We start from the raw sequence: 21,656 nt of genomic DNA, 5'->3' as shown, positions 1-21,656 counted from the left end.
CGGCTTATGAACAAGAACCTCTGGCTCCTGGCCGCCGCGCAAGGCCTGTTCCTGACCAACAACGTGGTCTTCATCGCGATCAACGGCCTGGTCGGCCTCTCGCTGGCACCCCTGGGCTGGATGGCCACGCTGCCGGTGATGGGCTATGTGGTCGGAGGCGCGCTGTCCACGCCGCTGGTGGCGCGCACGCAGAGCGCCTTCGGCCGGCAGGGTTCGTTCCAGATCGGCCTGCTGGTGGCTCTGGGCTCGGCCCTGCTGTGCTACTGGGCGGCGATGGACCGCAACTTCTGGTTGCTGGTGGCCGCCACCGTGGTGGCCGGCTACTACAGCGCCAACGGTCAGCTCTACCGCTTTGCGGCGGCCGAGCTGGCGGCGCCCGAGTTCCGCGAGAAGGCGGTGTCGCTCGTGCTGGCCGGTGGTCTGGTGGGCGCGGTGCTCGGCCCCAACCTGGCCAGCCGCACACGCAACCTGCTGGACGTGCCGTTCGCCGGCGCCTACCTCGCGCTGGCGGTGGTGGCGCTGCTGTCCATGGCGGTCATGGCCTTCATGAAGTTCCCGCCGCTGCCGCCCAGGAAGGCCAACGCCGACACCGGCCGGCCCCTCTCGGAGATCATGAAGCAGCCCGTCTTCATCGTCGCGGCCGCGGGCGCGGCGCTGGGCTATGGCGTGATGAACCTGCTGATGGCGGCCACGCCGCTGGCCATGCAGGTCTGCGGCTTCGAGTTCGAGGACGCGGCCCTGGTGCTGGAGTGGCACGTGATCGGCATGTTCGCGCCCGGCTTCTTCACCGGCCACCTGATCAAGCGCTTCGGCGTGCTCACCATCATGGGTGTGGGCGTGCTGCTGAACGCCGCCTGCATCGCCATCGCGCTCACCGGTGTGGACCTGCACCAGTTCCTGCTGGCGCTGTTCCTGCTGGGCGTGGGCTGGAATTTCCTGTTCACCGGCAGCACCACACTGTCGCTGCAAGCCTACAGGCCTGAGGAAAAAGACCGCGCACAGGCCGCCATCAACTTCTTCGTTTTTGCCACCATGGCGGTCACTTCCTTCGCCTCCGGCGCCCTCGTCACCACTCAGGGCTGGGCCTTGCTGAACCTTGGTTCGCTGCTGCCCGTGGCGCTCACCGGGCTGGCCCTGGTCTGGCTTGCCTGGCGCCGGCGCCCAGCCCACAATCCCGCCTGAACCGGCCCATGCAGGTGCCGGACACGACTTGTTGAGGAGCGCAGCATGGGACTGTTGGATTCACTGGTGGGTGCGGCCACCGACGCCGCTTTTGGCGGGCAGCAGAACACGCAACGGTCGCCCGGCGGCGTGGACCCGCAGCTGTTGATCGGCCTCATCGGCGCCCTGATGGACAGCGCAGGCGGACTCTCCGGCCTGCTGGCCCGGCTGCAGCAGGCCGGTCTGGGCGACGCCGCGGCCTCCTGGGTGGGCACCGGCGCCAACCAGCCGGTCTCGCCCGACGCGCTGGGCAGCGCCCTGGGCCCGGAGCTCATGGACCTGATCACCCGCCAGCTCGGCGGCAGCCAGCAGGAAGCCGCGGGCACCATGGCCGATCTGCTCCCGGGCCTGATCGACCAGCTCACGCCGCAGGGACAGGTGCCGGCGGACAACGGACTGGGCGCGCTCGGAGCGCTGCTCGGCGGGGGTCAGCGCGGCGGCACCGGGGGTCTGGACGCAGGTGACCTGATGGGCATGCTTGGCGGCCTGATGGGCCGCCGCTGAACCTCAGGCGGGGATCCGCGCGTCGAGCCAGGCCCGCAGTTCGGCGTACACGGCCGACGGATCGGCCTCGTTGAAGATTTCGTGGAACAGGCCGTCGAACCGGCGGCTGCGCACCAGTGCCGCCGGGGCGACGGCGGCAAAGGCGCGGCTGCCGTCGGGTCGCACCAGCCGGTCGGCACCGGCGTACATCAGCAGCGTGGGCACGGACCAGTTCGGTGCGGCCGCGACCACGCGGGGCCCGTTGCCGTCGATGAAGCGCGCCAGCCGCGCCGAAATGCGGTTGTGCACCAGCCGGTCCCGCTGGTAGGCCGCCACCTGCGCCGGGTCGTGGGAGATGCCGCGCGGGTCCAGCCCGTTCGGCACGGTGAGGTCGGGTGCCCAGCGGTAGAGCAGCCGGGTCAGTGCGCGCTGGAAGGCGTTCATGCCGGTGTCCAGCGCGGGCGACGAAAGCACCAGGGCGTCCACCGGTGCGATCCTGCGCTGCACGAAGGTGGCCGCCACCAGTCCGCCCATGCTGTGGCCCAGCAGCACCAGGGGGCAGGCCCAGGGTTCCGCGATGTGGCGGCGCGTGTCGTCCACCAGTTCCTCCAGATCCGCCAGCAGGTCGTCGTCGTCGGACAGCACCCCTTGATCACCACCCGAGTCGCCATGGCCGCGCTGGTCGTAGGCGCGCACGCAGAAGCCCCATTCGTTCAGGCGCTGCGCCACCGCGTCGTAGCGCCAGGCGTGTTCCCCCAGCCCGTGCACGATGAGCACGACGGCGCGGGGCCGCTGCCGCGACTGCAGGGGCCAGTCGTAGAGCGCGATGTTCAGGCCGTCGCGCAGGGTGAAAGGCGCCTGGGTGGTGTCGGACATGGGCGGTGCGCGGTCAGGGCATGCGGGCGATGACCTGGGCCACCGAGGCCGTCAGGCGGCGCGCATAGTCCAGGTGCAGGAACTCGTTGGGGCCGTGCGCATTGCTGCGCGGGCCCAGCACGCCGCAGACCATCATCTGCGCGGTGGGAAAGCCCTGGCTGAGCATGTTCATCAGCGGGATGGTGCCGCCCTGGCCGATGGTGGCGCAGGCCGCGCCGTAGTGCGCCTGCGAGGCGTCCTGCAGCGCCTGCTCGAACCAGGGCGTGGTGGCCGGCGCATTCCAGCCGGTGGCCGAACTCAGGCCCTCGAACGTCACCTTGGCCTGGTAAGGCGCGTTGTCTTCGAGCAGGGCCTTGAGCTGCTGAACAGCGGGCGCCGCCTCGACCAGCGGCGGCAGACGCAGGCTGAGCTTGAAGGCGGTGTAGGGCCGCAGCACGTTGCCGGCGTTGGCGATGTCCGGAAAACCGTCGGCGCCCGTGACACTCAGTGTGGGCCGCCAGGTGCGCGCCAGCAGCGCCTCGACCGGGTCGGTGGTGGTGGGCAGGGCGGACACGGTGGCACCGCCGCAGTCGTGGTGCGCCCAGGGGAAGCGCTTGAACAGCTCGTCGCCCAGGATGGCGGCCGTGGCCCGCGCCTGCGCCAGACGTTCGGCCGGCACCTCGCAGTGAAAACTCGCGGGCAGCAGGCGGCCGGTGCCGCTGTCTTCGAGCCGGTCGAGCACCTGCCGCATGATGCGGAAGCTCGACGGCACCAGGCCGGACGCATCGCCCGAGTGGATGCCTTCGGTGAGGATCTCGACCTTGAGCACGCCGCTGGCCATGCCGCGCAGGCTGGTGGTCAGCCACAGCTGGTCGTAGTTGCCGGCGCCGCTGTCCAGGCAGATCACAAGGCCCACATCGCCCAGGCGCGCCTTCAGTGCATCGACATAGGGCAGCAGGTCGGCCGAGCCGCTTTCTTCGCAGGTTTCGATCAGGCCGACGATGCGCGGATGCGCGACGCCCTGGGCCTTGAGCGCCTGGATGGCGGCGATGCTGGCGTAGACGGCGTAACCGTCGTCGGCGCCACCACGACCGTAGAGCTTGCCGTCGTCGATCACCGGGGTCCACGGCCCCAGGTCGCTGCGCCAGCCGTTGAACTCGGGCTGCTTGTCCAGGTGGCCGTACATCAAGACCGTTTGCCCCGACGCGGGGGCTGGCGAACCATCGGCGCCGCCACTGGCCGGCAGTTCGAAGAACAGCACCGGCGTGCGCGGCCGGCCCTGGGCGTCGTTCAGACGCGCGATCTCCAGCTGCAGGCCCGGCACCTGCTGCGCGCGCACCCAGTCGGCGGCGTTCTGCAGCACCCGCTCGAGCAGGCCGTGGGCCGCCCAGTCGGGGTCGAACATCGGCGATTTGGCCGGCACCGCGATGTAGCGCTGCAGCTCGGGCACGATGGTGTCGCGCCAGGCGGCGTCGACGTGCGATTGAAGGGTTTGGGGCTCCAGCGGCAGGGCCGAAGCGGGCAGGCGGGCGTTCATGGGCGGTCCTCTGGGCGCGCGCGGCGCAGCAAGGGACCAGTATAGGCAGGCCGCACCGCCGGACAGCGCTGCCCCGCCGGGGAAACCCTCAGGCCGACAGGCGGAAGGTGGCGACCACGCCGGCCAGGCGCTGCGCCTGTTCCTTCATGCTCTGGGCCGCGGCCGCGCTCTGTTCCACCAGCGCCGCGTTCTGCTGCGTCATGTGGTCCAGCTGGGCCACCGCCGCGCCCACCTGGGCGATGCCCTGGCTCTGCTCTCCGGTGGCGGCGCCGATCTCGCTGATCACGTCGGTCACCCGCTGCACGCTGGCCACGATCTCGTCCATGGTCTGGCCCGCCTCGCTGACCAGCTTCGTGCCCGCGTCCACCCGGTCCACGCTGGTGCCGATCAGGCCCTTGATCTCCTTCGCGGCCTCGGCGCTGCGCTGCGCCAGGCTGCGCACCTCGCCGGCCACCACGGCGAAGCCGCGGCCCTGTTCACCCGCCCGCGCGGCCTCCACCGCGGCGTTCAGCGCCAGGATGTTGGTCTGGAAGGCGATGCCGTCGATCACGCCGATGATGTCGCTGATCCGGCGGCTGCTGTCGTTGATCTCGCGCATGGTGTTCACCACCTCGCCGACCACCGTGCCGCCGCGTCGCGCGGTGCCGGCGGCGGCTTCGGCCAGCTGGGTGGCCATGCGCGCCGACTCGGCGCTCTGGCGCACGGTGCCGGTCAGCTCTTCCATGCTGGCCGCGGTTTCCTGCAGGTTGCTGGCCGTGTGTTCGGTGCGGGTGGACAGGTCCTGGTTGCCGGTGGCGATCTCGCTGCTGGCGGTGCCGATGCTGTCGGTCGCCAGGCGCACCTGGCCCACGGTGCCGCGCAGCGAGGCGATCATGTCCGCCAGCGCCGAGAGCAGGCTGCCCGCGGGCACGCGGGGCAGGGTGACGGTGAGGTCGCCGCCGGCCACCGAGCGCATGGCCGACACCGCCAGCGCCGGCTCGCCGCCGATCTGGCGCATCACGCTGCGCAACGTCAGCCAGCCGATGGCGCCGATCACCAGCAGGCCCGACAGCGCCAGCGCGCCATTGACCAGCAGGGTGCGCCACACCATGGCGTCCAGGTCGTCGGTGTACAGGCCCGAGCCCACCATCCAGTTCCAGCCGTCGACCTTCATGATGTACTGCAGCTTGGGCACCGGCCTGGTCTCGCCCGGGCGCGGGAAGTTGGTCTGCACGAAGGCCCGGCCGTCGGGGCTCTGGCGCATGCCGTCGACCAGGGCAGCGATGACGTCGGTGCCCCCGCCGTCCTTGACCTTGCCAAGCATGTTCTGGCCCTGCCACTCGGGCTTGATCGGATGCATCACGCCGACGCCGTCGAGCGACCAGATGTAGAGGTACTCCTTGCCGCCCTTGCCATAGCGCGCATGGGCGACCGCGGCCTTGGCCGCCGCCTGCGCGGCGTCGGTGCCGAGCTTGCCGGACTTCTCCAGGGCCTGGAAGCCCTCGACGATGGAATGCGCCGATTCGACCGCCGTCACCAGTTGGCCGTGGCGGGCTTCGGTGAGCTGCCGCTTGGCCTGCGCCACGGACAGTGCGCCCATGATCGCGATGCCCAGCACGGCCACCACCACCAGCAGCACGATGCGGCCCCGAAGACTCATCTGCTTCAACATCTCGTGCTCCCCTGGTCAGCCGGTGCTCAGCCGGAACGTCGCCACCACGCCGGCGAGCTTCTGTGCCTGGTCCTGCAGGCTCTGGGCCGCGGCGGCACTCTCTTCCACCAGCGCCGCGTTCTGCTGCGTCATCTGGTCCAGCTGTCCCACCGCGCCGTTGACCTGGCCGATGCCCTGGCTCTGCTCGTTGGCGGCGGCCGTGATGTGGCCGACCAGATCGGAGATCTTCTGCGCGTTCGCCACGATCTCGCCGATGGTGGCGCCGGCCTCGGCCACCTGGCGCGTGCCGGCCTCGACCTTTTCGACGCTGGCACCGATCAGGCTCTTGATCTCGCGTGCCGCCTCGGCGCTGCGCTGCGCCAGGCTGCGCACCTCGCCGGCCACCACGGCGAAGCCGCGGCCCTGCTCGCCCGCCCGCGCGGCTTCCACCGCAGCGTTCAGCGCCAGGATGTTGGTCTGGAAGGCGATGCCGTCGATCACGCCGATGATGTCGCTGATCTTGTGGCTGCGGTGGTTGATCTCCTGCATGGTCGCGACCACCTCGCTCACCACCTCGCCGCCGCGCGCCGCCACCGCGGCATTGGCCTGGGCCATCTCGCTGGCCTGGCGCGCCGACTCGGCGCCCTGCTGCACCGTGCCGTTGATCTGGTCGATGCTGCTGGCGGTCTGCTGCAGGCTGGAGGCGGCCTGCTCGGTGCGGCCGGACAGGTCCTGGTTGCCCGAAGCGATCTCGGCGCTGGCCACACTGATGCTGTCGGTGGTCTGGCGCACCTCGCTGACGATGCGCGAGAGCGAGGCCTGCATCTCGCCCAGAGCCGCCATCAGCTTGGTGAGCTCGTCCTTGCCCTGCACCGCCACCGGCTGGGTCAGGTCGCCACGCGTGATGGCCACAGCCAGCCGCTGCGCCTCGTCAAGCGGGCGGCAGATGCTCTGCATGTTGGCCAGCGTGGTGGGCACCACCACCAGCACGGCCACCGCCACCGCGATGCCGAACAGCAGCATGGTCTGCTGCGAGGCGGCGGCCTCTTCGGCCTGCACCGCCGCCGCTTCGGCCGCGATGATGGTTTCGATCTTCTTCATGTCGGCCAGCAGTTCGGCGTAGCGGTCATGGGCCCGGGCCAGCATGCGGTTGGCCACGGTGGCGCTGTCGTAGCCGCCGGCCTTGATGTTGGCCACCGTGGGCTCGACCGCCGCCGAATAGTCCTTGAGCTTGGCGCTCATCTGCTGCAGCACGAGGTTGTCCTCGTCGGCCTCCCCCTGCTGCAGGGCCTCCATCAGCTTGCCGATCTCGTTGCGGGTCTTCTCCCACTTCATGTAGGCCAGGGACAGCTGCTCGGGCGACTCGTACTGGATCACCATGTCTTTCTCATGGCGGCTGAGGTCCGCCATGGCCAGACGCAACTGGGAGAGTTCGACAGTTTCCTGGAACGCGTGGTCCACGAACTGCTGGCTCAGGGTCTGCAGACGCTGCATGCCCCAGAGGCCCGCGCTGCCCACCATGAACAGCAGGGCCAGCACAACGCCGATGGCGCCGATCATTCTGAAACGGATGGAAAAGTGACGCATGAAAGACCGGATCCACATGATGAGACTCGCCGGTAATGGTTGGAAATGACTTCAGAAACTTTCCCAGTCGCCCTCGGCGCTGGCGCTGGCCACCACCCGGGCCGGAGCCGAGGGTGAGAACGTCGCGGGCGCAGGCGTGGCGGCCGGAGCCCTGGACGCCGGTTCGCGCACCACCCGGTTGGTCGTCGCTGGCTTGGTTGCCGCAGCCTTGACCGGCGCCGGGGCCGGCGCCCGGGCCACTGGCGTGGCGGCCGCACGGACCACGGGCGGTGTGGGCGTGGCCGGGGCGCGCACTGCGCCGTCGACCTTGAAGGTGGCGACGACCTGGGCCAGGCGGGCGGCCTGGTCCTTGAGGCTCTGGGCCGCGGCCGCACTCTCTTCGACCAGCGCCGCGTTCTGCTGCGTCATCTGGTCCAGCTGCGTCACCGCCACGTTCACCTGGCCGATGCCGTCGCTCTGCTCGCCCGCCGCCGCACTGATCTCACCGATGATGTCCGTCACCCGCTGCACACTGGCCACCACTTCGCCCATCGTCTGGCCCGCATCGCCCACCAGGCGGCTGCCCGTCTCCACCTTGTCCACGCTGGTGCCGATCAGCCCCTTGATCTCGCGCGCCGCCTCCGCGCTGCGCTGCGCCAGGCTGCGCACCTCGGCCGCCACCACCGCAAAACCACGGCCCTGCTCGCCCGCGCGCGCCGCCTCCACCGCCGCGTTCAGCGCCAGGATGTTGGTCTGGAAGGCGATGCCGTCGATCACGCCGATGATGTCGTTGATCTTCTGGCTGCTGTGGTGGATCTCCTGCATGGTGTGCACCACCTGGTCCACCACCTGTCCGCCGCGCACCGCGATCTCCGAGGCGCTGGCGGCCAGCTGGTTGGCCTGGCGCGCCGCATCGGCGCTGTTCCTGACCGTGCTGGTCAGCTGCTCCATCGAGGCCGCCGTCTGCTGCAGGTTCGAGGCCGCCTGTTCGGTGCGGCTGGAGAGGTCGTGGTTGCCCGACGCAATCTCCGCGCTCGCCGTCCCGATGCTGTCGCTGGCCTGGCGCACCTGCTGCACCGTCTTGAGCAGGGCGTCCTTCATCGCTGCGAGCGAGTTGAGCAGATCGCCCAGCTCGTCGCGACGGCGCGAACCCACGCTGTAGGTCAGGTCGCCCTCGGCCACCCGACCCGCCGCCTGCACCGCCTCTCGCAGCGGCGCCACGATGGACCGTGTCACGCGCCAGGCCACGCCCAGGCAGGTCACGGCAGCCAGCACGGCCAGCGCACCCAGCACCTGCAGTTCCAGCTGCACATTGGTCTCGGCCCGTTTGATGGCCTCGACCACCAGGCCGTGTTCGTAGCTCTGAAGCCCCTGCATGGCGCCCAGGTAGCGCTGCGCCGCCGGCAACAGGGCCCCTTCCAGCTGCCCGGCGGCCGCGGCGGCATCACCGCCCTTGAGCGTGTCGAAGAAGCCTTTGCGCACCTCGATGTACTCCTTGCGCCGGGTCGCGATGTCGGCCAGCATGGCCTTGGCCTCGGGTGCTTCGATCGAAGCCTCCAGGTCCTTCTGCAAGGTGTTGATCCGCTCGGTGGTCTGCGCGATCAGCGGCTTGAAGTAGGCGTCCACCTCGGGGTGGTTGCCCGACTTGGCCAGCGCCATCACACGGGTGATGTTCAGCTGGGTGCTGGCCACCCATTCGTCCACCATCATCGCGCGGCGCTCCATCTCCACCAGGCGGACCTGGTCCTTCTGCGCCGCGCTGAGGCTGTAGAACGCGCCGGCCGTCATCACGCCCAGCAGCACCAGCACCGCGCCGAAGCCCATGCCCAGCCGCTGACCGATCTTGAGGTTGCTCAGTCCCATGTTGAACTCCGTGGTTGTTTTTCTGAACGAAAACTCAGCGGGCGGCACCGGCGGCCGCCGATGTGTCCACCTTGAAGGTGGCGACGACCTGGGCCAGGCGGGCGGCCTGGTCCTTGAGGCTCTGGGCCGCGGCCGCACTCTCTTCGACCAGCGCCGCGTTCTGCTGCGTCATCTGGTCCAGCTGCGTCACCGCCACGTTCACCTGGCCGATGCCGTCGCTCTGCTCGCCCGCCGCCGCACTGATCTCACCGATGATGTCCGTCACCCGCTGCACACTGGCCACCACTTCGCCCATCGTCTGGCCCGCATCGCCCACCAGGCGGCTGCCCGTCTCCACCTTGTCCACGCTGGTGCCGATCAGCCCCTTGATCTCGCGCGCCGCCTCCGCGCTGCGCTGCGCCAGGCTGCGCACCTCGGCCGCCACCACCGCAAAACCACGGCCCTGCTCGCCCGCGCGCGCCGCCTCCACCGCCGCGTTCAGCGCCAGGATGTTGGTCTGGAAGGCGATGCCGTCGATCACGCCGATGATGTCGTTGATCTTCTGGCTGCTGTGGTGGATCTCCTGCATGGTGTGCACCACCTGGTCCACCACCTGTCCGCCGCGCACCGCGATCTCCGAGGCGCTGGCGGCCAGCTGGTTGGCCTGGCGCGCCGCATCGGCGCTGTTCCTGACCGTGCTGGTCAGCTGCTCCATCGAGGCCGCCGTCTGCTGCAGGTTCGAGGCCGCCTGTTCGGTGCGGCTGGAGAGGTCGTGGTTGCCCGACGCAATCTCCGCGCTCGCCGTCCCGATGCTGTCGCTGGCCGTGCGCAGGTCGCCCAGCATGGCGACAAAGCGCTGGCGCATGTCTTCCACCTCCAGCACCAGCCGGCCGATTTCATCGCGGCGGTCGGTGCTGAAGCGCTGGGTCAGATCACCCTGGGCGACGGCCGTGACCGCGGCGGTCAGGTCGCCCAGCGGGCGGCTGACGTTGCGCCGCACCAGCCAGTACAGGCCCAGGCCCAGCAGCGCGGTGGCCGCAGCCAGCAGGCCCCAGAAGGCGTACATGGTGGCCCAGTGAGAGGCCATGGCCTCGTCGTCCGAGACCTCGGCCACCACCCACCAGCCCCCGGCCTTGGTGGGGCGTTTGACCACCCAGGGGCTGGTCAGCTCGTCCGAGACCAGCGGGGTGGTGTCCGCCACGAACGCCTCGGGCGTGGCGCGCAGGCTGGCCAGCAGCGGGCCGGCCGAGGGGTAGGCCTCCAGGACCTTCTTGCCCGCCGCCGTCGGGTGCACCACGAACACCGCCTCCGCGTCGCTCTTGCGCGGGTCGATGATCACGGTGGTGCCGTGGTCGAAGAAGCGGGCCTCGCTCACCAGCTTCTGCAGCGCGGTCTGGAAGTCTGAAAGATCGAAGCCGATGAACAGGATGCCCACCACCTTGCCGGTGTGGTCCTTCAGCGCCTCGTAGTGCGTCATGTAGGGCTTGCCGAACAGCACGGCGCGGCCGGTGTAGTTCTGGCCCTGCAGCATCAGCGGGTAGGCCGGGTGGTCGCGCGTCAGCAGGGTGCCGACGGCGCGCTCGCCGTTTTCCTTCTTGAGCGAGGTGGTCACCCGTTCGAAGTCTTCGCCCTTGCGCATGAACACGGTGGCCACACCGCCGGTCATCTTGTTGAAGTCGTCCACGTCACCCGTTTCGCCGTTGAGGCGGAACGACCAGCTCTTGATCAGGCCGCTGGCCTCGTCGAGCTCGAAGAACTGGGAGAACTTCGCCCGGAACGGCCGGTAGGCGCGGTCGGTCATCAGGCGCGCGGTGGCGTCGAAAGCGTCCACCGAATCGGCGACCGACTGGGTCTTGTCGCCCACCCACTGCACGACGCGCTCGCGGGAGCGCTCCTCGGCCACCAGACTCATGGCGACGCTGATGGTGACGAGCACACCCGAGAGCATGGCGACGGCCAGCAGCGCGACGCGCCGTGCCAGCGAGCGGTTGTTGATGGTGGGGGTCTTCATGGCTTATTGCAGGTTCTGCGAACCGCTGTCCATCAGGCCCATGTCGGGACTGCTCATCAGGGCCTCGATGTCCATCAGGATCAGCATGCGCTCGCCCACACTGGCAATCCCGGTGATGAAGCTGGTGTCCATCGTGGTGTTCATCTCCGGCGCCGGCTTGATCAGCTCGCGCGCCAGCTCCAGCACGTCCGAGACCGAGTCCACCACCGCCCCCACCACTCGGCCGTGCACGTTCAGCACGATCACCACCGTGAACCCGTTGTATTCCACCTTCTCGCAACCCAGCTTGATGCGCAGGTCCACCACCGGCACGATCACCCCGCGCAGGTTCACCACCCCCTTGATGAAGTGCGGCGCGTTCGCAATCCGCGTCGGCTCCTCGTAGGAGCGGATCTCCTGCACCCGCAGGATGTCGATCCCGTATTCCTCCGCACCCAGGCGGAAGGTGAGGTACTCGGCGTGGGCGCCTTGCTGGCCCGCCACGTGGCGGGCATCGCCGGCAGCGCCGGAGGAAGAGTGCATGTCCATGAAGGCCGTCCTTGAAACACGAATGGAGGTTCATGGACTATCGGCCGGACAGCCCCTTCCTGAAGTCCGGAAAAAGGCCACAAAGTCAGGGCAGACCCTTGGCTACACGCACAAAGGCGGACTTTCGTCCGCCTTTTTCCGCTGGAGGGCAGGTGCCTCAGACGCCCGAAGGAAGGCGAAACCGCCCGACCAGCTGGGCCATGCGCTGTGCCTGGTTCTGCAGGCTGTCGGCCGCCGCCGCGCTCTCCTCCACCAGGGCCGCGTTCTGCTGGGTCACCTGGTCCAGCTGCGCCACCGCATTGCCCACCTGGGCGATGCCCTCGGACTGCTCGGCGCTGGCCGTGGCGATGGTCTCGATCAGGCGGTTGACCTGCGCCACCTGGTCCACGATGCGGCCCACACTGGCGCCGGCCTCGGCCACCAGCGCGGTGCCGCTCTCCACCCGGTCCACGCTCTCGCCGATGAGCTGCTTGATTTCCCTGGCCGCACCCGCGCTGCGCTGCGCCAGACTGCGCACCTCGGCCGCCACCACGGCAAAGCCCCGGCCCTGCTCGCCGGCACGCGCGGCTTCCACCGCCGCGTTGAGCGCCAGGATGTTGGTCTGGAAGGCGATGCCGTCGATCACGCCGATGATGTCGTGGATCTTGCGGCTGCTCTGGTTGATGGCCTCCATGGTGGTCACCACCTGGCCCACCGTCTCGCCGCCCTCGCGCGCGGCCTCGGTCGCGCCGCGCACGATGTCGCTGGCCTGGCGCGCGGTCGCGGCGTTGTGCTGCACGGTGCTGGTCAGTTGCTCCATGCTGGCCGCGGTCTGCTGCAGGTTGCTGGCCTGCTCTTCGGTGCGCTGCGAGAGGTCGGCGTTGCCGGTGGCGATCTGGCTGCTGCCGGTGGCGATGTGGTCGCTGCCCTGCCGCACTTCAGACACCACCTGCGCCAGCCCGTCGTTCATGTCCCTGAGCGCGGCCAGCAACTGGGCCGTCTCGTCGCGGCCCTGCACCTCGATGCGGGACGTCAGGTCGCCGCCGGCCACGGTCTGCGCCACCTTCACCGCCCGTGCGATGGCCGAGGTGGTGCTGCGGGAGATGGTCCACATGAGGGCGGCGCCCGCCAGGGCCAGCAGCGCCAGACCGCCCAGCATGCTCAGAAGACCCCGGGCCATGGCGCTTTCGCGCTCGCGCAGGGTGGTCGACAGTTCGTCAAAGGCCGCGGTGATCAGGGCGAACTGGGCGTCGATCTGGCGGGTGGTGGTGGCGAAGAACTCACTGGCCGGCATGCTGGGTTGCTCGGCCTTGATGATGGCCTGGTCGGTCAGGGCAAAGGCGGCCTCCGCCTGGCCCCAGGCCTGGCCGGCGGTGCCACCCAGGCGCTGTTCATAGCCCCTGTCAGAAGCCATGGCCTTGTCCAGGCTGCGGCGGGCCTGCCGCAGGTGCAGGCGCGACAGGTCCGCCAGCGCCGCCAGCTGGGCGCGCTGTGCCATACCCACCTCGCCCCGCGCCAGCGTGAGCGAGCCCTGGGCCCGCGTCTGACCCAGGGTTTCGGTCAGGCGTGGCAGGTGCACCAGCACCGACTGGATCAGGAAGTAGCTGTGGGCGTGCGGGTCCAGGCTCATGCCCGAGGCCTCGGCCACACCTTCCAGCAGGTTGAGCTGGCGTTCGATGAGCGCGGTGTGGCGGGCGAAGCTCTGCGGGCCGTTGATGCTGCGTTCGGACACGGCACGGGCCAGGGCCGACCATTCCTGGCCGATGACCACGAGCTCGGCCTGCAGCGCCGATGCCCCCAACCCGTCCAGACTCTGGCCGGCCTGCGGCAGCAGTTGGTCCACCGCCGCCTGGCGCGCCTCGCGGTCGCCCTTGAGCGCCTCGTTGCCACCGAGCAGGTTGGCCGACAGACCGCGGTGCTGCTGCGTCAGCTGCACCAGCTTGAGGATGTGGCCGGCCGGCTCGATGCCCACCGCCTCGCTGCGCGCCGCGCGCCAGACATCCAGACCGTCGCGCACCGCCACGGTGGCGGGCAGGGCCATCATCAGCAGGGCGATTCCGCCCAGAACCAGAAACTTCTGGGCCAGCCGCAGCTGGGCAAGCATTCGAAACACGTTCACTCCCTGAAAAAAAACACCGACAGCGCCATCTCGGTGGCGCTACCTTCTCACTGCAGGTTCTGCGAGCCGCTGTCCATCAGGCCCATGTCGGGACTGCTCATCAGGGCCTCGATGTCCATCAGGATCAGCATGCGCTCGCCCACACTGGCAATCCCGGTGATGAAGCTGGTGTCCATCGTGGTGTTCATCTCCGGCGCCGGCTTGATCAGCTCGCGCGCCAGCTCCAGCACGTCCGAGACCGAGTCCACCACCGCCCCCACCACTCGGCCGTGCACGTTCAGCACGATCACCACCGTGAACCCGTTGTATTCCACCTTCTCGCAACCCAGCTTGATGCGCAGGTCCACCACCGGCACGATCACCCCGCGCAGGTTCACCACCCCCTTGATGAAGTGCGGCGCGTTCGCAATCCGCGTCGGCTCCTCGTAGGAGCGGATCTCCTGCACCCGCAGGATGTCGATCCCGTATTCCTCCGCACCCAGGCGGAAGGTCAGAAATTCGCTGGCGCTGGCGGGCTGGCCGGCGACGGAGCGGCCCTGGTCGGGGTGGCTGGTGTCTTTGTGCATGTCCATGGTCGTGTCTTCGGAAAAGTCAGAAGCTTTCCCAGCTGTCGCCGTCACCGGCGGCAGGCGCCACCGACATCGGCTTGGGGGTTTGCGGCAGGGCCGCAGGCTTGCGCGCGGTGCTTGCCGCAGGAGGGCGGAGGGCGGGCGCCGGCTTGACCACTGGCGCGGGGCTCGGGGTCAGAGGGGCCCTGGAAGACATGTGAGACGTGGTGCCAGACAGCTTGAACACCGACACCGCCTGCACCAGCTGCTGGGCCTGCTGCTGCAGGCTCGACGCGGCCGCCGCGCTTTCTTCCACCAGGGCCGCGTTCTGCTGCGTGGTCTGGTCCATGTTGCTGACCGCTTCGCTGACCTGGTTCACGCCGGCGTTCTGCTCCTGGCTGGCGCTGCTGATCTCACCGACGATGTCGGTCACGCGCTGGATCGACTGCACGACCTCCTGCATGGTGGTTCCGGCCTGGTCCACCAGGGCCGTGCCCTGCTCCACGCGTTCGACGCTGGCATTGATCAGGCCCTTGATTTCCTTGGCCGCCTCCGCCGAGCGCTGGGCCAGGTTGCGCACCTCGCCGGCCACCACGGCGAAGCCGCGTCCCTGTTCACCCGCCCGCGCCGCTTCCACCGCGGCGTTGAGCGCCAGGATGTTGGTCTGGAAGGCGATGCCGTCGATCACGCCGATGATGTCGCTGATCTTGCGGCTGCTCTCGTTGATCTCCTTCATGGTCTGCACCACCTGGTTGACCACTTCGCCGCCCTGGATGGCCACGCCGCTGGCGCTGGCCGCCAGCTGGCTGGCCTGGCGGGCGTTGTCGGCGTTCTGCTGCGCGGTCGAGCCCATTTCCTCCATTGACGCGGAAGTTTCTTCCAGCGCAGAAGCCTGTTGTTCGGTGCGGGATGAGAGATCGCTGTTGCCCTGGGCAATCTGCACGCTGGCGGTGGCCACGCTGTCGGCACCGTGGCGAACGTTGCTGACCACGCGTGTCAGGGAGGCCTGCATCTCGCCCATGGCGGCCAGCAGGGGCGAGAACTCATCGCGGGCGTTGTCGACCACCGCGACCGTCAGATCACCGTCGCGCACGCGCTCCGCCACCTGCTGGGTCACCCGCACCCGGCGGCGCAGCAGCTGCGCGAAGTACCAGGAAAAGGCCATCAGGGCCACGGCAATCGCCCCCGCCACCGCGGTCAGCATCAGCGCGGTGGTCTCGGTGCTTTTTTCAACGCCGGCGATGTCGGCCTCCAGCCCCGCCTGCTGGATTTCGCGCCCCTCGGCGAACAGCTTCAGCAGCGCGTTGCGGGTGGGAATGGTCTTGTCCACCAGAAAGACGAAGGCCTCGTCTTTTTTGCCTTCCTTGATCAGGGCGATGTTGGCCTCGCCCACCTTCCAGAACTCGGCCACCGCGGGCGGGAGCTTGACGAAGTGGGCCTTGCCTTGTGGAGAGAACAGGCGCTTTTCGAACGCGGCCAGCACCTCGTCCATGTGCTTGTGCTTCTCGCCGATGTAGTTCAGCGTGTCGTTCAGCTCCTGGGGGTTGCGCGCCAGCATGGCGTGCCGGATCTGCAGCGACACCCGCGTCACATTCAGCTCCAGCTCGGCCATGGCCTGCAGCTGGGGCACCCGGTCGGTCTTGGTGTGGTCAGCCTGCGCCGCCGCGTCGTTGAGGCTGAAATGCGCGTACACCGCCAGCGCGATCAGCGCCGAAGTGATCAGTCCACTGATGAGGTACAGCCGCTTGGCGATACCGAAGCCAATGCTCTTGTCCATGATGGTTATCGGAAATATGGGGACCGTTGTTACGCCAACGGCATGCGGAACCGCCTCCCCAAAGAACACACGGCGTCCCGTTCACTATCGGCAAACGCCCCTGCGTCTGTAGGACAGAAAAGAGGGCTTTTGCGGCCCCATATGAAATGAATGCTTTTCGGTCAATGGCGAGACACCCCTCCGTCACACGGGCTGCTGGCCAGCGGACAGGGCTCTGGTACAAGACGGCCATGGACCTCGCCTGCAACCTTGCCCCGACCGACGCCATCGACAGCGACCACCCCGCCGTGAAGGCCTTTGCCCGTGAGCACGCCACCGGCCAGACCGACCGCCAACGCGCGGTCTCGCTCTACCTGGCGGTGCGGGACGGCCTGCGTTACGACCCCTACCGCATCGACCTCTCGGCCCAGGGCATGCGCGCCAGCACGGCGCTGTCGCAGGGCTTCGGCTGGTGCGTGCCCAAGGCGGTGGCGCTGGCGGCGGTGGCGCGCGCCGCGGGCATCCCGGCCCGGCTCGGATTTGCCGACGTGCGCAACCACCTGTCTACCGAGCGCCTGCGCCAGACCATGAAAACCGACGTCTTCGCCTGGCATGGCTACACCGCGCTCTGGATCGACGGCGCCTGGCGCAAGGCGACCCCGGCCTTCAACCTCTCGCTGTGCGAGAAATTCGGCCTGCTGCCGCTGGAGTTCGACGGCGTCAGCGACTCGCTCTACCACCCCTACGACCGCGCGGGACAGCGGCACATGGAGTACGTGAACGAGCGCGGGCAGTTCGACGACCTGCCACTGGAGGCCCTCAAGGCCACGTTTGCCGAGTTGTATCCGTTCTGGACCCAGGGCCGGGACGTGGGCACGGCCGACTTCGCGCTGGACGCGGCCCGGGAAAGCGGCGCCTGAGCCGGCCAGCACCGGCCCGGGGGCTCAGTTGGAGAACTTGAAGACCGCCGTGCTGGCCAGCAGATTGGGCGCGAAACGCACTTCGCGGTCCTCCTGCAGGCCGAAGCTGTCGTCCACCGTCAGGCCGCAGCTGCGCGCCAGCACCTCGAAGTCTGCGTAGGTGCCGACCCGGATGTTGGGCGTGTCGTACCACTGGTAGGGCAGGCGCCGGGTCACGGGCATGCGGCCCTGCAGCACCGCCAGCCGGTTGGGCCAGTGGGCGAAGTTGGGAAAGGCCACGATGCCGATGCGGCCCACACGCGCGGTCTCGCGCAGCATGGTCTCGGCGTTGCGCAGGTGTTGCAGGGTGTCGATCTGCAGCACCACGTCGAACGCGTCGTCGCCAAACATGGAGAGGCCGTCCTCCAGGTTGAGCTGCAGCACGTTGACGCCGCGGCGGATGCAGGCGTGCACCTTGGCGTCGTCGATCTCGACGCCGTAGCCGCTGCACTGGCGCGAGGCCTGCAGGTGGGCCAGCAGCGCGCCGTCCCCGCAGCCCAGGTCCAGCACGCGCGAGCCCGGTGGCACCAGCCGGGCGATGGATTCGAGCAGGTGGCGTTCGCTCATTGCACACCTCCGGCGATGGTCTGTTCAAAGTAGCTCTTCACGGCCGCGTGGTACCGCGGGTCATCGAGCAGGAAGGCGTCGTGGCCGTGTGGTGCGTCGATCTCGGCGTAGCTCACGTCGCGCCGGTTCTCCAGCAGCGCTTTGACAATCTCGCGGCTGCGCGCGGGCGAGAAGCGCCAGTCGGTGGTGAAGCTCACCAGCAGGAACTTGGCTTTCGCGCGGGCGAGTGCGGCGCTGAGGTCGCCGTCGAATTCTCGCGCCGGGTCGAAGTAGTCCAGCGCGCGCGTGATGAGCAGGTAGGTGTTGGCGTCGAAGTACTCGCTGAACTTGTCGCCCTGGTAGCGCAGGTAGCTCTCGATCTGGAACTCCACGTCTTGAGTGGAGTACCGGTAGGCCAGTTCGGCGGCGGCCGCCGGATCCTCACCATCGGCGGCCCGCAGCGTGCGTCCGAACTTCTCGTTCATCACGTCGTCGCTCAGGTACGTGATGTGGCCGATCATGCGCGCGATGCGAAGGCCGCGGCGCGGCAATGTGCCTTCGCGCAGGTAGTGGCCACCGTGGAAATCCGGGTCGGTCACGATGGCGCGGCGCGCCACCTCGTTGAAGGCGATGTTCTCCGCGGTGAGGTTGGGCGCACTGGCCACCACCACCGCATGGCGCACACGGTCGGGGTACTGCAGAGTCCACGACAGCGTCTGCATGCCGCCCAGGCTGCCGCCCATCACGGCCGCCAGCTGCTGAACACCCAGCGCATCCAGCAGGCGGGCCTGGGCATCGACCCAGTCCTCCACGGTGACCACCGGGAAGTCCGCGCCCCAGGGCTGGCCGGTGACGGGGTTGGTGTGGGTGGGGCCGGTGCTGCCGAAGCACGACCCGATGTTGTTGACGCCAATGACGAACCAGCGGTTCGTGTCCACTGACTTGCCCGGGCCGATCATGTTGTGCCACCACCCCTCGCTGCGGGCCTGCGGCTGGCCCTGCGCATCGGCATGGAGGCCGGCCACGTGGTGGCTGGCATTCAGGGCGTGGCAGATCAGCACCGCGTTGGAGCGGTCGGCGTTGAGCGTGCCGTAGGTTTCATAGACCAGCTCATAGGCCGGCAGGACCGCGCCGCTCCGGAGCGGCAAAGGCTCATCAAAGCGCTGGGTACGTGGCGTGACGATCACGGTGGTTCACCTCGGGGCCGGCAAGCCCCAAAAACAGAAATCCCGGTGCCGCAAGGTGCGAGACCGGGAGTCCCCCCTTTAGCGGTATTTGTAAAGCGCCCGCAATCCGGACAAATCGGCGCTGGGGAACAGTATAGAGGGAAGGTCCCGGCCCGGGTTCGGGAACGCGCCTTGCCGCGCGCCGGGCTTGGTGTTGCAAATGCGCACCAGCGCCTGAAGCGCCTTGACGCAGCACCAAAAAAAAGACTTGCTTTGAGGCAAACGGCGCATAATGGCCCGGCGAACGTCCTGGACGCTCGCACAACAAGTGATCGGTTGGTTTCGCGTGCTACAGATTTGTTTGCTGCCGGGGCTCCATCGCTATCTTTTTCTGTGTTTCTAGGAGTCCCGACCATGGGCAACAAACTGTACGTGGGCAACCTGCCCTACAGCGTGCGCGACGAAGACCTGCAACAGTCCTTCAGCGCCTTCGGCTCTGTCAACAGCGCCAAGGTCATGATGGAGCGCGACACCGGTCGCTCCAAGGGTTTCGGCTTTGTCGAGATGGGCAGCGATGCCGAAGCTCAGGCCGCCATCCAGGGCATGAACGGCCAGTCGCTGGGCGGCCGCAGCCTGGTGGTCAACGAAGCCCGTCCCATGGAGCCGCGCCCGCCCCGGACCGGTGGCGGCGGTTTCGGCGGTGGCCGTCGTGAAGGCGGTTATGGCGGCGGCGGTGGCGACGGTGGCTTCCGCAGCCCCTACGGCAACGGTGGCCGTCGTGAAGGCGGCGGCGGTCGCGGCGGTTACTGATCCCCGCTCCCCTGAAAAGCCCCTCGTCGAGGGGCTTTTTTGTTTCTGGCCCCCAATGAAAAACCGGTCAGGACGCGGGTCGGCCCTGGCCCTGGCGGTGCTTGCGGGCACGCCCAGACAGCAACCGGTCGAACCAGGCGTTCGGCAGCAACCTCAACAGCTTGGCCACCACCCCCATCTGCCACGGAATCACGCGGTAGCTGCTGCCTTCCTCGATGGCCGCGAAGGCCCGGTCGGCAAACACCTCGGGACTGAGCAGGAAGGGCATCGCATAGCGGTTTTCGCGCGTCAGCGGCGTGTCCACGTAACCCGGCAGCAGGGTCACCACCCGCACACCGCTGCCCCGCAACTCACCCCGCAGGCTTTCACAGTAGGCCACCACGGCGGCCTTGCTGGCGCAATAGGCGCCGTGCCCCGGGAGGCCCCGGATCGCCGCCACGCTGGCGATGCCCACCAGCCGCCCGTGACCGCGCGCGCGCATGGCCGCGACGAAGGGATGGAAGGTGGCGGCCAGCCCGGTGTTGTTGGTGGCAAAGGTGCGGGCCATCACCGCCAGATCGTCGCGCTCGGCCGTGTCCATGCCGATGCTGATGCCGGCGTTGGCCACCACGACCTCGGGCACGCCCTGCTGCTGCAGACAGCTCAGACCCGCCTGCACGATGCTGTCGGTGTCGGCCACGTCGGCGCGGTAGACGCGGCAGCGCTCGGCGTCCCAGCCCTGCGCATCCACCCAGGCTTGCAGCTCTTCGCTGCGGCGCGCCACCAGGGCCAGCCGGTAGCCTGCACGGGCACAGCGCACGGCAAGCGCCTGGCCGATGCCGCTGGAGGCGCCGGTGATGAACGCCAGCGGGGCGCTGGCGGCGGGCACGGCGCTCATGGGCGGGGCGCGAACAGCGCGCGCACATGGCCGTTGAGCACCGCCACGCGGGTGTCGCCCACATAGTCGAGGCTGTCGGCCCTGATCTGGTCCAGGTCGCGCACCAGCAGAACGGGCTGGTCGGACATGATGTGCTCCGGCTCGGTGCTCACCCGCAGGTACTCGCCGTGAAACTCCAGCCGAGGCAGCGGTTCCCCGTTGGCGCCCTTGCCGGCCTGGCGCACCACCGCGGCGTCGCCCTCCAGCACGAACACCGTGCCTTCGTCGTTGCTGGTGATCTGCCGCGCCGTGGCGGTGGAGAGCTGGCGCTGCGGCCCGAAGGAGCGCACGCGGGCCGCATCCACCACCAGGGTGCCCACGTCGGGATGGTGCCGCGCCGCCGTGCCGTAGAGCTCGGTCTTCAGCACCCCGGTCGGCTCGAACACCTTGACCGAAAAGCGGTGCATGAAATAGTCGGGCTCGTGGGTCACCTCGGGCTTGGGACCGGGCTCTTCCGGAATCGGCGTCGCCCGCAGCAGCCAGTACGACGCGAGCGCCAGCAGCATCATGAGCAGCACCGGCAGGTAGATGGACATGCGGTCCCACCAGCGCCAGAAACTGCGGCGGCCCCGGGCGGTGCCGGGCAGGGCTGCGGTGCTCATCGCGCCGCCGCCTCCAGCTCCGCCGCATAGGCGCCACGCGCCACCAGCAACAGGTCGCACAGCTCGCGCACCGCACCGGCACCGGGCAGGCGCTGCGTCACGTGGTGGGCCAGCGCCAGCAGTTCGGGATGGGCGGTGGGCGGGGTGCAGGCGAGGGCCGCCCGGCGCAGCATCGGCAGATCGGGCCAGTCGTCGCCCATGGCGGCGGCGGCCGACCAGTCCAGGCCCAGCTCGAGCAGGATCGCTTCGGCCGCGGGACGCTTGTCCTCGGTGCCAAAGCGCGTGTGGCGCACGCCCAGCGCGGACAGCCGGGCCCGCAGTGCGAGGGAGTCGCGGCCGCTGACCACCGCCGGCGTGATGCCCGCGCGCTGCAGCAGCTTGATGCCGTGGCCGTCGAGCGTGTGGAAGCGCTTGAGCGCTTCGCCCGACTCGCCGAAATACAGGCCGCCGTCCGTGAGTACCCCGTCGACGTCGAAGAACACCACGCGCACCGGCTGCGCCCGCAGCAACAGCTCGGGGTCGAAGTTCAGCACAGGGCGCAAGGGCGGCAGGTTCAGGGACATCCGGCAATCCTAACGGGTG

At 68.9% G+C, this 21,656-nt stretch carries 19 protein-coding genes and 1 riboswitch; of the genes, 4 read left to right on the top strand and 15 right to left on the bottom strand.

The genetic code is table 11. The annotated features are described in order from the left end of the window. Positions 1 to 6: 6 nt before the first annotated feature. Together RCO38_RS21440 and RCO38_RS21435 are read left to right on the top strand one after the other, a co-directional pair. Entirely contained in the window at positions 7 to 1,182 is a 1,176-nt protein-coding gene (locus tag RCO38_RS21440; RefSeq protein ID WP_308330480.1) for an MFS transporter, read from the top strand. Positions 1,183 to 1,227: 45 nt separating this feature from the next. Continuing rightward, entirely contained in the window at positions 1,228 to 1,725 is a 498-nt protein-coding gene (locus RCO38_RS21435) for a YidB family protein (protein WP_308330479.1), read from the top strand. A 3-nt stretch (positions 1,726 to 1,728) separates the two neighbouring features. Here RCO38_RS21435 and RCO38_RS21430 read toward each other — a convergent pair whose 3' ends face one another. From RCO38_RS21430 to RCO38_RS21385, 10 genes are all read right to left on the bottom strand, one after another. Next, positions 1,729 to 2,580 (bottom strand): alpha/beta hydrolase, encoded by an 852-nt coding sequence (locus RCO38_RS21430; protein ID WP_308330478.1) that lies wholly within the window; start codon positions 2,578 to 2,580, stop codon positions 1,729 to 1,731. Positions 2,581 to 2,593: 13 nt separating this feature from the next. Further along, a complete protein-coding gene (locus RCO38_RS21425; protein ID WP_308330477.1) occupies positions 2,594 to 4,096 on the bottom strand; it encodes a M20/M25/M40 family metallo-hydrolase in 1,503 nt (500 codons plus the stop codon). An 88-nt stretch (positions 4,097 to 4,184) separates the two neighbouring features. Further along, positions 4,185 to 5,747, bottom strand: coding sequence for a methyl-accepting chemotaxis protein (locus RCO38_RS21420; protein ID WP_308330476.1), 1,563 nt, complete (start codon positions 5,745 to 5,747; stop codon positions 4,185 to 4,187). A 15-nt stretch (positions 5,748 to 5,762) separates the two neighbouring features. Next, positions 5,763 to 7,313 (bottom strand): methyl-accepting chemotaxis protein, encoded by a 1,551-nt coding sequence (locus tag RCO38_RS21415; RefSeq protein WP_308330475.1) that lies wholly within the window; start codon positions 7,311 to 7,313, stop codon positions 5,763 to 5,765. Positions 7,314 to 7,364: 51 nt separating this feature from the next. Next, positions 7,365 to 9,155 (bottom strand): methyl-accepting chemotaxis protein, encoded by a 1,791-nt coding sequence (locus RCO38_RS21410; RefSeq protein ID WP_308330474.1) that lies wholly within the window; start codon positions 9,153 to 9,155, stop codon positions 7,365 to 7,367. Positions 9,156 to 9,189: 34 nt separating this feature from the next. After that, a complete protein-coding gene (locus RCO38_RS21405) occupies positions 9,190 to 11,145 on the bottom strand; it encodes a methyl-accepting chemotaxis protein (protein WP_308330473.1) in 1,956 nt (651 codons plus the stop codon). A gap of 3 nt (positions 11,146 to 11,148) precedes the next feature. After that, positions 11,149 to 11,673, bottom strand: coding sequence for a chemotaxis protein CheW (locus RCO38_RS21400; RefSeq protein ID WP_374694572.1), 525 nt, complete (start codon positions 11,671 to 11,673; stop codon positions 11,149 to 11,151). A 157-nt stretch (positions 11,674 to 11,830) separates the two neighbouring features. Continuing rightward, positions 11,831 to 13,756, bottom strand: a complete 1,926-nt coding sequence (locus RCO38_RS21395) for a methyl-accepting chemotaxis protein (protein ID WP_308330624.1) — start codon at positions 13,754 to 13,756, stop codon at positions 11,831 to 11,833. 62 nt (positions 13,757 to 13,818) lie between these two features. Then, positions 13,819 to 14,343, bottom strand: a complete 525-nt coding sequence (locus RCO38_RS21390; RefSeq protein WP_374694571.1) for a chemotaxis protein CheW — start codon at positions 14,341 to 14,343, stop codon at positions 13,819 to 13,821. 19 nt (positions 14,344 to 14,362) lie between these two features. Further along, positions 14,363 to 16,096 carry a methyl-accepting chemotaxis protein gene (locus RCO38_RS21385; RefSeq protein ID WP_308330472.1) on the bottom strand — a complete coding sequence of 578 codons (1,734 nt, stop codon included), beginning with the start codon at positions 16,094 to 16,096 and terminating at the stop codon, positions 14,363 to 14,365. 230 nt (positions 16,097 to 16,326) lie between these two features. Between RCO38_RS21385 and RCO38_RS21380 the strand changes: the two genes are divergently transcribed. After that, complete coding sequence (locus RCO38_RS21380; RefSeq protein WP_308330471.1) at positions 16,327 to 16,995, top strand: transglutaminase family protein; 669 nt, start codon at positions 16,327 to 16,329, stop codon at positions 16,993 to 16,995. A gap of 24 nt (positions 16,996 to 17,019) precedes the next feature. Here RCO38_RS21380 and metW read toward each other — a convergent pair whose 3' ends face one another. Both metW and metX read right to left on the bottom strand, forming a co-directional pair. Then, positions 17,020 to 17,601, bottom strand: coding sequence for a methionine biosynthesis protein MetW (metW, locus tag RCO38_RS21375; protein WP_308330470.1), 582 nt, complete (start codon positions 17,599 to 17,601; stop codon positions 17,020 to 17,022). Further along, a complete protein-coding gene (gene metX, locus RCO38_RS21370) occupies positions 17,598 to 18,767 on the bottom strand; it encodes a homoserine O-succinyltransferase MetX (protein ID WP_308330469.1) in 1,170 nt (389 codons plus the stop codon). The genes metW and metX overlap by 4 nt, the downstream gene beginning before the upstream one ends. Before the next feature lie 61 nt (positions 18,768 to 18,828). Continuing rightward, a riboswitch (SAM riboswitch) is annotated at positions 18,829 to 18,899 on the bottom strand. Between the two features lie 261 nt (positions 18,900 to 19,160). Here metX and RCO38_RS21365 point away from each other — a divergent pair. Next, complete coding sequence (locus RCO38_RS21365) at positions 19,161 to 19,556, top strand: RNA recognition motif domain-containing protein (RefSeq protein ID WP_308330468.1); 396 nt, start codon at positions 19,161 to 19,163, stop codon at positions 19,554 to 19,556. 67 nt (positions 19,557 to 19,623) lie between these two features. Here RCO38_RS21365 and RCO38_RS21360 read toward each other — a convergent pair whose 3' ends face one another. The 3 genes from RCO38_RS21360 to RCO38_RS21350 are packed head-to-tail and all read right to left on the bottom strand — an operon-like array spanning position 19,624 to position 21,637. Next, the gene (locus RCO38_RS21360; protein ID WP_308330467.1) at positions 19,624 to 20,433 is read right to left on the bottom strand and encodes an SDR family oxidoreductase; all 810 of its coding nucleotides are present in this window, start codon (positions 20,431 to 20,433) and stop codon (positions 19,624 to 19,626) included. Further along, on the bottom strand, positions 20,430 to 21,074 hold the full coding sequence (gene lptC / locus RCO38_RS21355) for an LPS export ABC transporter periplasmic protein LptC (RefSeq protein WP_308330466.1): 645 nt from the start codon (positions 21,072 to 21,074) through the stop codon (positions 20,430 to 20,432). Before lptC ends, RCO38_RS21360 begins: the two co-directional genes overlap by 4 nt. Then, positions 21,071 to 21,637 (bottom strand): KdsC family phosphatase, encoded by a 567-nt coding sequence (locus tag RCO38_RS21350; RefSeq protein ID WP_308330465.1) that lies wholly within the window; start codon positions 21,635 to 21,637, stop codon positions 21,071 to 21,073. Before RCO38_RS21350 ends, lptC begins: the two co-directional genes overlap by 4 nt. Positions 21,638 to 21,656: the final 19 nt, after the last annotated feature.

The organism is Hydrogenophaga pseudoflava, from assembly GCF_031020795.1.
GTDB classification, from domain to species: domain Bacteria; phylum Pseudomonadota; class Gammaproteobacteria; order Burkholderiales; family Burkholderiaceae_C; genus Hydrogenophaga; species Hydrogenophaga pseudoflava_A.
Note: the sequence above shows the minus strand (reverse complement) of the source record. Positions and strands in the feature narration are given on the sequence as shown.